We start from the raw sequence: 14,844 nt of genomic DNA on the forward strand, positions 1-14,844 counted from the left end.
TTTCTTAATTCGCTGCGACGAAAGATTTGTCCTGCCTTGCGCCCATCAAGACAGAATTTTCGCTTGCACATTTCTATTCTGTAAATCTACCCGCCTTTACTTCTTTGACTCAGCGTCGGCGTAGCAGATAAAGGCATATTCGTTTTATTTTTCAAATTTTTTCGAAAAATAGCCATTTACGCCTATACACTTCGACTCTAGTCTATGATAAAATAAATCAATCGTAATTTAGCGCTTACAAAGGAGGAATCCAAAATGAAGAAGTGAAAATCTCTGCTTGCAGCGGCAATGACCACCGTCTTTGCGGGCGCCGTCCTCGTCGGCTGCGGCGGCGACAGCGGCGGTTCAGGCGGTTCGGACGGCTCGGGCGGCAAGGACGCAAAGGAAACCGTCCTCTCCTCACCGAAGGAACCCGTTGGACAGCTCAAATTCAACGGCAAGGACGTACCGATCTACGAGTACAAGGGAGAGGGTCTCCCCGACATGGTGCACACAACGACCAATCTCACCGTGACGAAGGATGCCATCTACGCCGGCAAATTCGAGGCCTCTGGCGATAGCATCTTCCGCATTGATCTGTAAAGGGAGCACCCCTATCGCCTCCAAGGCTCGCCACTTCTACGCGTCCCGCGCACAGATTCCGTTTCGACGTGGGAAATTCATATGCCTTGCCGAAAGAACTTCATGGGAGCTCGCCCCCCTTCTGAATCGGAGGATGATTTCAATGAGTCCAAAATTCTGTCCGAACTGCGGCACGCCCGTCGAAGGATCGGGCTCCTTCTGCAAGTCCTGCGGGAACAGTCTGATGCCCCGGGAAACGGAAGATATGTTCAGAAAGGAATCCCCTGCCACCGTGCCGGACGCCGAAAAAGAAAGCGCTGTCATCCGCGTTGCAGGGCGGCTGCTGGAAAAAGGCGAATACACGATATGGTCCGGCAAGGCGAATCTCTATCGCCATATGATGAATGCCGCCGGCGGGCAGCTCATATTGACGAATCGGCGTTTCTTGTTCGTGGATCACGGATTCAATCTGTTCCTCAAGGCAAAGCCGGAGGAAGAGAGCATCTATTTCCACGAAATTGCCGACGTAAAAGCAAGGACTGTCATGTTGGTCTCCAGACGCCTCCGCGTTGAAAAAAAGGACGGTACGCATCAGGAGTATATTGTCTGGAATCCGGAAAAATGGATGGAGGCGGTACGGCAAGCAATGCCGCACATCTGAGCTGATGCGCGGACTATTCCGGGTGAGGGCGTACGAAAAAAGGAGCTGCTGCACGAAGTCAAATCGACTTCATGCAGCAGCTCCTTTGCTGTGCGTACCAGGATTCATCCCCTCACTCCACCGTCCACTCGTTGACGTTCCAAAAGAAGCCGATGCCGCGATAGCCGAGCAGACGGTTCGGCGTGATGCCGTGGACGCGTGCGTTCGTCACGTAGATGAAGTCGATGTAGCAGATGTAGATATAGGGGAGGTCTTTCGTCACTTCTTCCTGAAAGAGCCCATAGAGGCGCATCCGCTCGGCGGTGTCGGTTGCGCGGCGGGCAGCAAGCAGGTATTCGTCCACGCGCGGATTCGAGTAGTGGCTGTCGTTCCCCCGCGCATCCGTCGAGTACACCTTGTAGGTATGTGCGTCCGGGTCGATCTCGTTCCCCACGCCGCTGAGGTATGCCATCTGTCCGTCCCAGTCGACCTTTGCGGGGGTCTCCACGGTGCAGTGAATCCCGACCGCACACAGCTGTGCCGCCACAGCGTTGGCAACGTCAATGCGGTAGCGCTTGTCATTCTTCACCGTGAGGGTGAATCCGACCTCCTCCCCGCCGCGCATATAGTAGCCGTCGGAGCCCTTCCTGCAGCCCGCCGCCTCGAGAATCGCCTGTGCCTTCGCGGGATCATAGTCATAGTGCTCGATGTTCGGGTTGTTGTAGGAGCTGCGCTGCAGCGGGCCATAGGCGGGCATGCCGTGCCCGAGCAGTGCCTCGTTGACCACTGCCGCACGGTCGACGGCATAGGCGATGGCGGGCAGCAGGTCACGGTTGCGCTTCCAGTAGGGATGTGTGCAGTTTATCATGATCGAGCCGTAGTGCGCGGACTTCATCGCGTAGTAGCGATAGCCGTCCTTTCCCTCAAAGGGGGCTGCTGTCCGCGGCGCGAGCTGTGCCAGATCTGCTGTCCCATCGGCGAGTGCCTTTGCCTCGGCAGCATCGTCCGCCACGATCTTGACGACGAAGCGGTCGATCTTCGGTGCACCGCGATAGTAGTCCTCATTCTTCACGAGGACAATCTCCTTGCCTGCTACCCAATGCTCCATACGGAAGGGTCCTGTCCCGACGGGATTGCGAAAAAAGCCCGTCGTTGTGAGATCCCGTCCCGCAAGGAGATGCGCCGGCAGGATCGGCTGCATCATATAGTCTAGGAAGGCTGCGTTCGGCGCGGACAGACGGATGCGCACCGTCCGGTCGTCAACCTCCGTGATCTCGCGCACCTCCTCGAAATTTGGTGCGTGGAGGGAGTGGATGAGCGGATTCTTGATCGCCTCGATGGTGAATTTCACATCCGCCGCCCGCAGCGGTTTTCCGTCGTGCCAGCGCACGCCCTCGCGCAGATGAAACACGTAGGTATAGGTCTCAGGGTCATACTCCACCGACGCGGCAAGCGCGGGGACGATGGCATCGTTCTCATCACGGCGCATCAGCCCGTCAAACAGCAGCTGTCCGACCTCGGAGTACTCATCCACGAGCACGTTGAGCTGGTCGTAGTCCTTCGTGGCATAGACGAGCTGTGCCCCGTGCGCCTCGTCCGCGCGGTTTCCCCCGCAGCCGCCCAGTGCCACCACGAGGGCGAACGTCATGCACAGGATGAGGATTTTTTTCATCAGTACACATCCTATCTAATCAACCGTCCACTCATTCACATTGCCGAAAAACCCGATGCCGCCATGCCCGAGCAGCTTGTCCGTAGGGATTCCATGCACGCGATCCCGCGCAACAAAAATCGCATCCGTATAGCAGATGAAGACAAAAGGCGGATCCTTTGCGATCTCCTCCTGAAAGAGTCCGTAGAGCCGTGCGCGCTCTGCGGGATCGCTCGAGCGCCGCGCCGCCGTGAGATACGCATCCACCCGTGCGTTCGAGTAGAGGCCGCCGTTCCCCGCCTTCCTCGTCACAAACACCTTGTACGTATGCGCATCCGCATCCAGCGCACTGCCCCAGCCGATGAGGTACGCCATCTGCCCGTCCCAGTCGACCTCTGCGGGTATCTCCACCGTGCAGTGTATGCCAATCGCCTGTAGCTGCATAGCCACAGAATTTGCAACATCAATGCGTCCTGCCTTGTCATTCTTTACCGTGATGCGGAAACCAACCTCCTCACCACCGCGCATATAGTAGCCATCCTTCCCCATTTTGCAGCCCGCCGCCTCGAGCATCTCCTGCGCCTTGCCCGGGTTATAGTCGTAGTGTTCGACGTTCGGATTATTGTATACATTGTACTGTAACGGTCCATACGCCGGCACCCCCTGACCGAGCAGCACCTCATCCACAACCGCCTGGCGATCAATCGCATACGCAATCGCAGGGATGAGATCGCGGTTCCGCCTCCAGTATGGGTGCGTAAAGTTAAAGAGAATTGCGCGGTAGTCCGTACTCTTCATATCATAGTAACGATAACCCGCCGCATCGTGGAACTGCGCAGCATTCTGCGCCGAGAGATGCGCCATGTCGATTGTGCCGTCCGCAAGCGCCTCTGCCTCGGCATCATCATCCTCCATGATTCTGAACACGAAGCGATCGACCTTCGGCGCGCCGCGATAGTAGTCCTCATTCTTCGCGAGCACAATTTCCTTGCCCGCCTCCCAGTGATCCATCCGATAGGGTCCCGTCCCGACGGGACTGTGAAAGAAGCCCGTCGTCGTCAGATCGCGCCCCGCCAGCAGATGCGCGGGCAGGATGGGCTGGATCATATAGTCGATAAATGCCGCATTCGGCGCGGAGAGGCGGATGCGCACCGTCCGATCATCCAGCTCCGTGATCTCGCGCACATCCTCGAAATTCGGCGCATTCACAGACTCCATCAGAGGATTCATCACAGCCTCAATCGTGAACTTCACATCCGCCGCACGCAGAGGCTTGCCGTCATGCCAGCGCACATCAGGGCGCAGATGAAACACATAGGTATAGGTATCGGGATCGTACTCCCACGACGCCGCCAGCCCCGGCACAATCGCCCCCGTCCCGTCGCGGCGCACAAGCCCGTCAAAGAGCAGACGATCAATCTCCCCGTACTCATTCCACAGCGGATTGATCTGGTCATAGTCCTGCGAGCCGTAGACGATCTGCGCCCCCGTCACCTCCGCCGCGCGCTCCTCACCGCAGCCGCCCACAAATACGGCACATACGAACAGAGCGCACAGAAGAAGCAGCTTTTTCATCTCACATCCTCCCTTTGTTATATAATATTTCCTTGCATTATAAAAGCAACGCAGCATTTCTGCAAATACTATTTGTATTGTAACCGAAAATCGCATAAAACGTACTGTCATAAATAACAGGTTTTTCAAAATTTTTTCCAAAAACCTGTCATTTACTACAGGTCACAAAACGCAATCTTTATGATAAGATAAAACTGATTGCAGAAAGGAAGGGAATCACTATGAAAAAATGCATCTTGTTCCTGCTCCTCGCACTGCTCATCCCCGCATCCCTCTGTGCGGCGGCTGATGTACCGGAGGAGGATGTCGCGATCGGGGGCATCCGCATCGGCAGCACAATCTCATACGTCGAGAGCATCTACGGGGAGCCCGACCGCATCGAGCGGCCCGGAGGGTGGAACAGCTTCCCCGACAATCCCAAGGTTTATTCCATCCACTACTATTATGGCTCCTCTGTTGTCATGAGGTTCCGCGCGGACAACGAGACGCTCTATGCCATGGAGGTAACGGAGGACAACGGCTTTCAGACGCCGCGCGGCATCCACGTCGGCAGCACGCGGGCAGACATCATACGCGCCTACAACGAAGGCGAATCGACCACCAAAAGGTACGCCTATGCCTATGGAAGTGTCAAAGAACGGCTGTCCATCCGCCTCGACGACAGCGATCGGGTTCGGTCGATCTCGCTGACCATCCCCGCCATGTACGCATCGTAGGAAAGCGCGGCACGCGCTGCGCTGATGATATGTCATAGAAGTAAAGGAGCTCTACGGTACTCCCACAGACATTGCCGACGGTGTGAACACCTTCGACGGGGTCTCGTACGCCCTGCATACCAACAACTACGGCGATACATTTCGTGTGCACTTCCGCAAATCGGAGGACATGGACGACTTCGAGGTATACAGTGTACGCCTCGGTGTCAACGATGTAAACGAGTACAACATGCGCCTGACCGATGCTGCGCGCGACATTGCGACGCCGCAGGGCATCCGGCCGGATAGCACGCGCGAGGATCTTGAGGCGGCATACGGCTACATCCCGAAGCCGAAATGCAGCCACAACGCGCCGCTCGTCTGCGGCTACTTCTACGAGGGCGACACGGCAAAACTCGGCTTCTACATCTGCGCCGAACACAGCCCCGGCATCCGCTCCATCCGGCTGACCGTGAAGTAAAACCGTGGCATAGCAAAGCGGCCGGGTACGAATCTCTTCGTACACCAGCCGCTCTTTTGCTTCTCAGCCCACACTCACATCAGGGCGTCACATCTTCTCCCATGCCGTGAACTCATAGGCACGCGCACCACCACCGATATCCACACCGCTGTGGTAGTAATCGTAGTACCCATACTCCTCGAGATAGTCGCGCACGGCAACATTGCCCGTGTAGACCGTGTGCCTGCCGCTCGGCAGCGCACTCTTGAACTCGCTGACCGCAGACGACGGCGAACTCGGCTCATACATCTTGATCGAGCTGCCATCCTTCACGAAGATCGCGAACTTGCCCGCCTTCACATGATTCTGGAAATCGCTCTGGCTGATCGTACCGCTCCACATCGCGAGCGTCACAGAGGACATCGCCAGCATCAGCGTGAACACCAGCGCCAGCACCCTTGCTGCTCTTTTCATAACATCATCTCCTTTTCACATTGACACGGATGATCCCTGAACTGCGCAGTTCATTCACGTTCATTATAAACCAAATCGGATAAAAGCGTACTGTCATAAATAACAGGTTTTTCAAAAATTTTACTAAAAACCTGTCATTTACTACAGGTCACAAGCATATTTTTTTATGTTAAGGAATCACTGATAAAATAGACCCTCAGATTGGCGTAGGTTTTTTCGTCCGAACGAGGAGGCAAACCGGACGCAGCGTGGTGCTCTGTGGAGGATTTGCAGGCGTTGTGCGGGCAAAAAAGATGCGCTAAGATGGCGGTGCTGAATTTATCAGTGCTTCCTTAGCAGTACAACGTAAACAAATTTCAAAAATACGCAGTCAAACTCATCCCCATGACTCTCTGCCTTGCGCCGTCGTAGGTGCGTCCCATAAAGAGCGGGGTGCCGGAGCGCGCGGGACGCAGGTCGAATCCCTCGACGGCGAGGACGACGCCGCGCGTGAGGACGATGTCGGCACGTGCGCCCCACCCACGGAAGCCCGCACGCCCGAAGAAGTTCGGGTCGCCGTCCATGGTGTGATGGATGTAGGTTGCGCGCGGCTGATGGTAGTACGCAATCCACGCGCCGTAGTCCCCCGCCCGCTCGACGTTGGGCGACTGACGCAGGCGCAGGGTGGCAATGACGCCGCGCCCCACGTCGTCATAGTTGTCGAGGTCGGTGTGCGCGCGCCCGTGCAGGTACTCGATCTCGAGGCTGCGGTGGCGGTCGAAGCGATAGCCCGCGAACAGCTCGAGGACGCGCTGTCGGTCGATGCCGTTATGCAGGGCGAGCGGGTCTCTCATCGCCCGCTCCCGCGAGACGGCGGGCAGCTCCGTGTGCAGGTCGTAGTAGAATGCGCCGCCCATCCAGTGCGTCCAGTTCCGCTCGTAGCCGAGGATGATGCCGCGTTTCCGATGATCGCCCGTCGGTGCAACGGTACGCCCGTAGAAGATGGAGGTCATGCCGACGTTCTTGTCGCCGTGCCGCCAGCGCACGCCGTCGAGGCGCTTGTCGAAGACGTTGCCCTCGAACGGGGTGAAGACGAATCTGCCCGCACGGATCTTGACGCCGTGGTCGTTTTCGTGTTCGACAAAGATGCGCGAGAGGTAGAGATGCCGATCACTGCGATGTGCGCCCGCGATACTGTCCTTGTCATAGCGCGTATCCTCGAGCATGCCGCTGACGCTCCACCCGCCGCCCACGTGCACGGTCGGCGCGATGCGAAAGCGGCGCGTGGAGAGGTATACGTCCTGCCGCCGCCCCACAGACGGCAGCTCCATGCGCGCCTTGCCATAGAGCCAGCGGTAGTCCCCCCAGACGTCGATGCGCGGCGTCTTTTTTGTTGGCGGCAGATCCGCAGCGGGCGCAGTCGCCGCGATGCGCGCTCTCTCTGCGGCGGGCGGCTGCTGTGTCTCAGCCCCCTCGGCGGATGAGAATGATGCGCACAGGAGCGCGAACAGCACGAAGCGATAAATCGGTCGCATAGATGTCCTCCGTTCAGATCATGGGCGCAGGGCAATGATACGGCTTTTGTTCTAAACACCGCTTCATTCTAACATAGCGGCATGCAATTCACAAGAAACCATATCGAATTACTCATGATATGTGTAATTTTTTTAGACAATAGGACTTTTCGCGCAAGGAATTTCATTCATTGCAAACGAAATAGTATAGAATGAGTGCGCATATGTGCATAGGAGGTGGGACGATGTGCCGACTGCGTCAGCTCGCGCTGCTTGTCCTCACTCTCGCCCTACTCCTGCCCATGTCCCACGCACAGGCGCTCACCATTGCCTACGACCGAAACTACGGCACGGCATATGCGAATATCCTGCAGCGCATGTGCACGGATGAGGTGGAGACGCTTGGCTATACGCGCAGCCGACTCGATCTGTTCCAAGATCGACGTGTGGACGCAATCGAGGTCTACGATTTCGAGGCGGAGCGCTATCGGCGCGGAACGCCCACGCCGCTCTACTGGTATCCGCATTACACGGCATCCATTGTATTCGCGGTGCACGAGAATGCCCCCCTGCCGATTGATGACTGGGGCGATCTCCGGCAGGGCGTCACCATCGTTCTACCCGACAACTCGCCCGAACGCGAGATCTTCTTCCTGATGCTCGCACGGCAGATGTATCCTGATACAGAGACAGGATTCGACAGGCTCTCCCGCATGAAGTCGACGGGACGCCTGCGCTTCTACCCTATACATTGGGGCGTGCGGGGGATCTTTCGCGGCGGGAGCACGCGCGATGTCTATGTGCTCTTTGCCCATGAGGCGGATCGCCTCATCCGGCGCGGCGCACGCCTGCGCGTCATCGAGCCGCAGGACGGGACGATTTCCTTTACAAAGGGGCTGCTCTCGCGCCGTCCCCTCACCTTCTCTCCGGAACTCGCCACAGAACTGGCGGAGGCGGGCTATCCGTCTGTCGCAGAGGAGGACTCCCCCGCGCACGTGATTCCGCCTGATTTCCTGCTGGGGCTTCGCGCGGCAAACGCACACTACCATGCAGAAATGCTGGAGCGCCCTCTTCTTGCGCCCTCGGAGGCGCACGAGCGCCATGCGATCCTCACCTGCACGCTCATCGTCACGGTGTTCTGGGGGGCGGCGATCCTGTACCGTGTTCTGCACCATGGCACGCGGCGTGCCGTCCTCCTCATCATCGCCATGCTCCTCCTCTGGGAACTGGTACGCATGGCAAAGCTTTTCACGTTTGCACATGACGCAGCACTCGAACGCACGCTCTGGTATCTCTACTATGTGTTCCGCGCGGGGCTGTCGGTGGCACTCCTCTGGATCGCGTGGGCGTCGGACGAGGATGTGCTCAACCGCGCGATGCCCGCGTGGCTGAAGGCGGTGTTCGGCTTCAACCTCCTGCTCGCCGCGCTCATCCTCTGCAACGATCTGCATCATCAGGTCTTCTATTTCACATGGAGTATCGAGACGCAGGAATGGTCGGATCATCTGGCGTGGGGCGCGTACGCCTACTGGACGATCTGGTTTGTCGAGATCTTTGCAGCGCTGCTGCTCCTCCTCGAGAAGGCAAAGGCACAGCAGGTACTCCGGCCTGTGATGGCGCTTCCCTTCGCCCTGTTCTTCCTCTTTATCGTATACTCGATCGCCTATCAGTATGTCGCATGGGTGCGGTGGCCGGAGCTGACAGCTGTGACGGCGCTCTTCTTCCTCGCCCTCATCGAGGCGTGTCTGCGCACGGGGCTCATGCCGTCGAACCGCCAACATGAGATGTTCTTCACACATGCGCATCTGGCGATGCAGGTGGTGGATGCGGAGGGAACGCCTGTCTTTACCTCGGCGGCGCTGCCGGACAATCTGCGCCGCGATACGCACGTCTCGCGCATGGCAATCCACGGCGGTGCGCTCGTCTGGCATGAGGATCTGTCTCTCCTGCACGAGCAGCAGCGGCAGCTTGCACTCTCGCGCGACGCACTGCGCCGCTCGCATGATCTCCTGCGCGAGGAGCACAGTATCCGCAAGCAGCTCCTCGGGCTCACGCTCCGCAAACATCTCTCGGATGAGTTGGAGGCAATCCTCGCGGCGAAGCGTCCGCTCCTGCGCGATTTCCGTGAGCGGCTGATGGAGACGCAGGACGAGGCGGAGGTGACGCGGCTGATCCGCCGCCTCAATCTGCTCTCCTCCTACCTGAAGAAGCGCTGCGTCCTCTTCCTCAAGGGGCAGGAGGACGGCACGATCCGCACGGACGAGCTGTCGATGGCGGTCTCGGAGACATGCACCTATCTGCAGCCGCTCGGTCTGCGCGTCGGCGTGGAATGGAGTCTGCCGCATATTCTCAGCTCGGCAACATCGCTCGCCCTCTTTGACTTCTTCGCCGAATTCCTGGCACACGCAGCACGCGAGGGCACGACGGAGGTGTTCTGCCGATTCAGCGACAGCAGTGCTGTCTTTCTGCTGGAAAATGCGGACTGGATCGCCCCGTGGACGGCGGCGTGGGAGGAGACGCACGCGCTGTCCGTGACGCTGAGTGACCGTGGCTATGCGCTCTCACTGACGGTGGCTGCTCTCGGAGCGCCCCTATCGGCTCACTGCGTTCGCCACTTCCCCCGTTTCGACGGGGGAAGCTAATATGCCGTTATTCAAAGCCTCCCCCGCCGATGCGGGGGAGGGGGACTGCTTGCGGTGGAAGGGGCTCTTTGAACGTCTGGACAATATAGGAAGCACTGATAAATTCAGCACCGTCGTCTTAGCACATCTTTTTCGCCCTCTCTGCGTCGACAAATCCTCCACATAGCCCCCGCTATGCGTCCGGTTTGTCTCCTTGACAGGACAAAAAATCTGCACCAATTCAACGGACTTCATTTTATCAGCGATTCCTATAAACTGAGTGTTGCAGGCAAGACGATTCACATGAAGAGGACTCGACATCGGGAACGGAGGAGGGCGTATGGAACGACTGACCGCGTACAGCTACGCGGAGATCATCGGCATCGTCCTCCTCGCGGCGCTCATCATCATCGCTGAGGCCGCCGCATTCTGCCGGGGCTTTGGGCGCTTTGACCGCCACCGCATCCGCCGCAGCCTGCCGGAGCTGGCGGCGCTCTCGATCACACTCTGCAGCACGCTGCTGCTCGGCGGCAGCTGGAAGCTCTTTCTCATAGGGCTGCCGCCCGACGGATGGATGGTACTGCAGCGCTGGTGGGCGGGGCTCTTCGCCGTTGTAGCGGGGCTCTACTCCGCTGCGCGCAGGCCGTGGCGCGGCGGACTGCTCACGGCGGCGGGCGTCTTCTCCCTGCCGCTCTTCGATTCCCTCCTGCCCTACAGCGCGCTCCTCGTTCTGGCTCTGCTCGCGGTGCGGCTCATCCTGCTCGTCCGCTATGCGCGTGCATGGCGCATGCGCGAGGTAACGGTCTCCTCCATCCGCGAGGGGCTCGACCTCCTGCCGGACGGGCTGCTCTTTGCCCATGCGGATGAGAGTACCGCGCTCGTCAACATTGCCATGCTGCATTTCATGGAGCGCCTCCTCGGCAGGCAGTACCGCAATGCCACTGTCTTCTGGGAGGAGCTCACGGCATTCGACGTCCCCAATGTGGCAGAGAAGATCGTGCGCAAGGATGCCGTTCTCTTTCGCTTTACCGCAGGAGATGCGTGGCTCGTTCAGCGCACTCCTCTGACGGGCGCGCTGAACGGCTGGCAGATCACAGCCTCCTGCGTGACGGAACTGGATGCCGTGTCGCGCGAGCTCGAGGCAAAGAATGCGGAGCTGTCGAAGATGATCGCGGCGCAGAAGGATCTGCTCACAAATTTTGAGACGACGGAGCGGCACCGCACGCTGCAGGAGATCACCTCGCGTGTGCACGATGTGCTCGGGCAGCGCATCTCTATGCTGCAGCAGCTCCTCGCGAGTGCCGCGCCAAAGGACGCACTCGACACGATTGTGCGCATCGACAGTCTCCTGGAGTCCGTGCCGCTCTCGCAGGAGGCGCACCCCGCGACGCTGCTCGCCGACATGACGGACACCTATCGGCGGCTTGGCATTGCGCTCACGATCACGGGCAGCCTGCCGCGCAATCTGCGCCGCGCACGCGCCTTTGCCGCCATCATCCGTGAGGCGCTGAGCAACGCCGTCTGTCACGGGCGCGCGAATGCGGTCGATATCACGCTCTCGGAGCGGCAGCTCCGCATCCGCGACAACGGCATCGGCTGCTCTCACCTGCGCCCCGGCGGCGGGCTGACGGGCATGATGCGCCGCGTGAACGAGCTTGGCGGACGCCTGCGTATCACGCCGTCACCACATTTCGAACTCGATGCACAGATAGGGGAGAAACAAGGATGATTAAAATTCTTCTCGTGGACGATCAGAAGATACTGCTCGAAGGACTTGTAAAGATTCTTACACCCCTGAAGGATATCCGCATCATCGGCACCTGCACGCTCTCGGAACTGGCGGAGGAGGCGTGCATGCGCCTTGTGCCCGATCTCGTGCTCATGGATATCTGCATGGAGGGGCGTACGAGCGGCATCCAGATCTGCGAACGCCTGAAGGCGCGCTTTCCGCACCTGCGTGTCGTGCTCATGACCGGAATGCAGGAGATCGCTTTCATCGACTGGGCAAAGGAGGCTGGTGCGGACAGCTTCATCTACAAGGAGAGCTCGGGCGAGACCTTTGCTGCGTGTATCCGTGAGACGATGCGCGGGCGGAAGATCTATCCCAAGATGCAGACCGTCTATACATTCGGCGGTACGGATCTTCCGCTCACGAACCGCGAGCTCGCCATCCTGCAGCTCATCTGCCGCAATAAGACGTACGATGAGATCGCTGCTGATCTCAGTATCACAAAGCGTACGGTCAATTTCCACATCAGCAATATGCTTGCCAAGACAGGCTATAAGAGCATTGTCGGACTTGCTGTGGAGGCGACCGAGCGCGGATATGCGGGCGGCGTGATGTGAGCGCCGTAAAATTTTTCAAAATTTTTTGCAAAACCTGTCATTTATGACAGTACGTTTTTTCTCGCGTTGTGTTACAATATAGGAGAACCTTCAGAAGACTCTCGTTTATTTTAGAGGAGGAAAAACCATGGGACTCATCCAAGCAGCAGTCGGCTCCGTCGGCGGTGTCCTTGCCGATCAGTGGAAAGAATATTTCTACTGTGACAGCCTCGACAAGGATTCGCTCGTCGCCAAGGGGCAGAAGCGCGTCAGCGGCCGCAGCTCGAACACGAGCGGGACGGACAATATTATCACGAGCGGCTCCGTCATTGCGGTCAACGAGGGGCAGTGCATGATCATCGTCGAGCAGGGCAAGGTCGTCGAGATCTGTGCCGAGCCTGGCGCATTCACGTACGACAGCTCCACCGAGCCGACGGTCTTCGGCGGTGATCTTGCAAACGATCTCAAAGCCGTTCTCAGGAACATCGGCAAGCGCTTCACGTTCGGCGGCGATGCGCCCAAGGATCAGCGCGTCTACTACTTCAACACGAAGGAAATCATGGGCAACAAGTACGGGACGGCGCAGTCCATCCAGTTCGAGACCATGATCGGCCAGTATATGCTGAACGTCAATATCCGCTGCTTCGGCGAGTACAGCTACCGCATTGTGAATCCGATCCTCTTCTACACGAATGTCTGCGGCAATGTCGAGGGCGTCTACGAGCGCAGCGAGATCGACTCGCAGCTCAAGAGCGAGCTGCTCACCGCGCTTCAACCGACGTTCGGGCGCATTGCGGCAAAGGGCATCCGCTACACGCAGCTCATCAACTACACGAAGGACATCCGCAACGAGCTGTCCGAGGAGCTGTCGGACGAGTGGGGCAAGCGGCGCGGCATTGAGATTGTCTCCTTCGGTGTGTCGAGCGTCAAGGCGGACGAAGAGGACGAGAAGCGCATCAAGGAGATTCAGGACAGCGCGATCATGAGCGATCCGAATCTGCGTGCAGGTCGTCTCGCGACTGCAACGGCGGATGCCATGCGCACTGCCGCCGGCAACGAGGCGGGCATGGGCGGCGCGTTCGGCTTCATGGGCATGGGCATGGCAGGAAACGCCGGCATGGGTGCCATGGGTGCGTTCGGCCCGCAGGGCGGCATGGGCGCACCGCAGGGCAACCCGCTCGCACCGCCCCCGCAGGCACCGCCCGCAGCGGCAGGCTGGGCGTGCTCCTGCGGACAGACGGGCAATACCGGCAAATTCTGTGCGGGCTGCGGCAAACCGCAGCCGGCTCCTGCGGGCAGATGGAACTGCCCCTGCGGACACACGGGCAACACGGGCAAGTTCTGCGCCGAGTGCGGCAAACCGCAGCCCGCAGCGGACGGCTGGACGTGTTCCTGCGGTGCGAGCAACAAGGGCAAGTTCTGCGCGAACTGCGGCAAGCCGAAACCGGCGGGCGCACCGCTCTACGCATGCGACAAATGCGGATGGACGCCCCCCGATCCCACCCACCCGCCGAAGTTCTGCCCCGAGTGCGGCGATATCTTCGACGAGAACGATCAGAAGTAATATGTGTGCGTCCCGCTCTTTGCCTCCCCCGTTGCTGACCTGTCCAAGAAGCAAGTCCGTAGGACGAAGCTGATTGGGAAACAGGTCGTATGGGAAAACGTCCCAAGAACACAAGCGTAAGCGAAGTGTGATTGGATGACGTTGACCGCTCGACACGGGGGAGGGGGACCATGCGCAGCATGGTGGAAGGGGCGCTTTGACCGACACAGGTTCTCTATCGTAAGAAAGTCACATGCGTCACTGGCGCTTTGAACGCACACACGAAACATTTACACTAGAGAGGTGAACAATATGGCCGACACAAGCGTCAGCTACAAATGCCCCAACTGCGGCGCCCCCCTCTCCTTCCTCCCCGGCCACGACCACGTGACCTGCGAATACTGCTCGGCACAGCTCGACATTGCAGCCGTCGAGGCGCTGTTCCAGCGTGCGCAGGAGCGTGCAGTGCGCGCTGCCGAGGCGCAGGAGTCACGTTGGCAGACCGAGGAAGCGGGCGGCGAATGGGATGCTGCGGATGCAGCGATGATGCGGATTCAGACCTGCTCCTCCTGCGGCGCCGAGCTCATCTCCGACGGCAACACCATGGCGACCGAGTGCGCCTACTGCGGCAGTCCGAACATGATGCCGCGCCAGTTCGACGGCATGCTCCGCCCCGACTTCGTCATCCCGTTCAAGAAAACGAAGCAGGACGCCATCGCCGCGCTCAAGGAATTCTACGGCGACGGCCTCAGGAAGTACATCCTCCCGAGCGCGTTCACATCGGAGAACCGCATCAAGGAAATCCA

The 14,844-nt window shown here is 59.0% G+C and carries 12 protein-coding genes and 2 pseudogenes; 10 read left to right on the forward strand and 4 right to left on the reverse strand.

The features are described 5' to 3' along the window. Positions 1-288: 288 nt before the first annotated feature. Both AXF19_RS02585 and AXF19_RS02590 read left to right on the forward strand, forming a co-directional pair. Positions 289-582 (forward strand): hypothetical protein, encoded by a 294-nt coding sequence (locus AXF19_RS02585; protein ID WP_066844638.1) that lies wholly within the window; start codon positions 289-291, stop codon positions 580-582. Between the two features lie 244 nt (positions 583-826). Then, entirely contained in the window at positions 827-1,222 is a 396-nt protein-coding gene (locus AXF19_RS02590; protein ID WP_157092466.1) for a hypothetical protein, read from the forward strand. 112 nt (positions 1,223-1,334) lie between these two features. Here AXF19_RS02590 and AXF19_RS02595 read toward each other — a convergent pair whose 3' ends face one another. Together AXF19_RS02595 and AXF19_RS02600 are read right to left on the reverse strand one after the other, a co-directional pair. Then, a complete protein-coding gene (locus AXF19_RS02595) occupies positions 1,335-2,873 on the reverse strand; it encodes an ABC transporter substrate-binding protein (protein WP_066844646.1) in 1,539 nt (512 codons plus the stop codon). 15 nt (positions 2,874-2,888) lie between these two features. After that, a complete protein-coding gene (locus AXF19_RS02600; RefSeq protein WP_066844649.1) occupies positions 2,889-4,427 on the reverse strand; it encodes an ABC transporter substrate-binding protein in 1,539 nt (512 codons plus the stop codon). A 221-nt stretch (positions 4,428-4,648) separates the two neighbouring features. Here AXF19_RS02600 and AXF19_RS02605 point away from each other — a divergent pair, with 221 nt between their 5' ends. Beyond that, the gene (locus AXF19_RS02605) at positions 4,649-5,143 is read left to right on the forward strand and encodes a hypothetical protein (protein ID WP_066844652.1); all 495 of its coding nucleotides are present in this window, start codon (positions 4,649-4,651) and stop codon (positions 5,141-5,143) included. Positions 5,144-5,225: 82 nt separating this feature from the next. Continuing rightward, complete coding sequence (locus AXF19_RS02610) at positions 5,226-5,603, forward strand: hypothetical protein (RefSeq protein WP_066844655.1); 378 nt, start codon at positions 5,226-5,228, stop codon at positions 5,601-5,603. 87 nt (positions 5,604-5,690) lie between these two features. Here the strand turns inward: AXF19_RS02610 and AXF19_RS02615 are convergent, their stop codons facing one another. After that, a complete protein-coding gene (locus AXF19_RS02615) occupies positions 5,691-6,056 on the reverse strand; it encodes a hypothetical protein (RefSeq protein ID WP_066844659.1) in 366 nt (121 codons plus the stop codon). Between the two features lie 258 nt (positions 6,057-6,314). Here AXF19_RS02615 and AXF19_RS14990 point away from each other — a divergent pair. Next, positions 6,315-6,392, forward strand: a pseudogene (locus AXF19_RS14990) (secretion protein HlyD); the annotation flags it as partial. A 20-nt stretch (positions 6,393-6,412) separates the two neighbouring features. On the opposite strand, the gene AXF19_RS02620 reads toward AXF19_RS14990, so the two are convergent. Then, on the reverse strand, positions 6,413-7,570 hold the full coding sequence (locus AXF19_RS02620; protein WP_237141666.1) for a hypothetical protein: 1,158 nt from the start codon (positions 7,568-7,570) through the stop codon (positions 6,413-6,415). Positions 7,571-7,794: 224 nt separating this feature from the next. Here AXF19_RS02620 and AXF19_RS02625 point away from each other — a divergent pair, with 224 nt between their 5' ends. The 5 genes and pseudogenes from AXF19_RS02625 to AXF19_RS02645 form a co-directional block, all read left to right on the forward strand. Further along, positions 7,795-10,191 (forward strand): hypothetical protein, encoded by a 2,397-nt coding sequence (locus AXF19_RS02625; RefSeq protein WP_237141667.1) that lies wholly within the window; start codon positions 7,795-7,797, stop codon positions 10,189-10,191. 319 nt (positions 10,192-10,510) lie between these two features. Beyond that, on the forward strand, positions 10,511-11,899 hold the full coding sequence (locus AXF19_RS02630) for a sensor histidine kinase (protein WP_066844662.1): 1,389 nt from the start codon (positions 10,511-10,513) through the stop codon (positions 11,897-11,899). Then, entirely contained in the window at positions 11,896-12,516 is a 621-nt protein-coding gene (locus AXF19_RS02635; RefSeq protein ID WP_066844665.1) for a response regulator transcription factor, read from the forward strand. Before AXF19_RS02630 ends, AXF19_RS02635 begins: the two co-directional genes overlap by 4 nt. 127 nt (positions 12,517-12,643) lie before the next feature. After that, a complete protein-coding gene (locus AXF19_RS02640) occupies positions 12,644-14,059 on the forward strand; it encodes an SPFH domain-containing protein (protein WP_066844667.1) in 1,416 nt (471 codons plus the stop codon). Between the two features lie 291 nt (positions 14,060-14,350). Further along, a pseudogene (locus AXF19_RS02645) lies at positions 14,351-14,844 on the forward strand (hypothetical protein); the annotation flags it as partial.

This window comes from Selenomonas sp. oral taxon 126 (assembly GCF_001683335.1).
Lineage (GTDB): Bacteria > Bacillota > Negativicutes > Selenomonadales > Selenomonadaceae > Centipeda.

Coding starts and splice junctions, on each gene's coding strand:
- AXF19_RS02630 (WP_066844662.1), top strand. CDS start 10,511: ATGGAACGACTGACCGCGTACAGCTACGCGGAGATCATCGGCATCGTC.
- AXF19_RS02640 (WP_066844667.1), top strand. CDS start 12,644: ATGGGACTCATCCAAGCAGCAGTCGGCTCCGTCGGCGGTGTCCTTGCC.
- AXF19_RS02600 (WP_066844649.1), bottom strand. CDS start 4,427: ATGAAAAAGCTGCTTCTTCTGTGCGCTCTGTTCGTATGTGCCGTATTT.
- AXF19_RS02625 (WP_237141667.1), top strand. CDS start 7,795: ATGTGCCGACTGCGTCAGCTCGCGCTGCTTGTCCTCACTCTCGCCCTA.
- AXF19_RS02620 (WP_237141666.1), bottom strand. CDS start 7,570: ATGCGACCGATTTATCGCTTCGTGCTGTTCGCGCTCCTGTGCGCATCA.
- AXF19_RS02615 (WP_066844659.1), bottom strand. CDS start 6,056: ATGAAAAGAGCAGCAAGGGTGCTGGCGCTGGTGTTCACGCTGATGCTG.
- AXF19_RS02605 (WP_066844652.1), top strand. CDS start 4,649: ATGAAAAAATGCATCTTGTTCCTGCTCCTCGCACTGCTCATCCCCGCA.
- AXF19_RS02635 (WP_066844665.1), top strand. CDS start 11,896: ATGATTAAAATTCTTCTCGTGGACGATCAGAAGATACTGCTCGAAGGA.
- AXF19_RS02590 (WP_157092466.1), top strand. CDS start 827: ATGTTCAGAAAGGAATCCCCTGCCACCGTGCCGGACGCCGAAAAAGAA.
- AXF19_RS02585 (WP_066844638.1), top strand. CDS start 289: ATGACCACCGTCTTTGCGGGCGCCGTCCTCGTCGGCTGCGGCGGCGAC.
- AXF19_RS02595 (WP_066844646.1), bottom strand. CDS start 2,873: ATGAAAAAAATCCTCATCCTGTGCATGACGTTCGCCCTCGTGGTGGCA.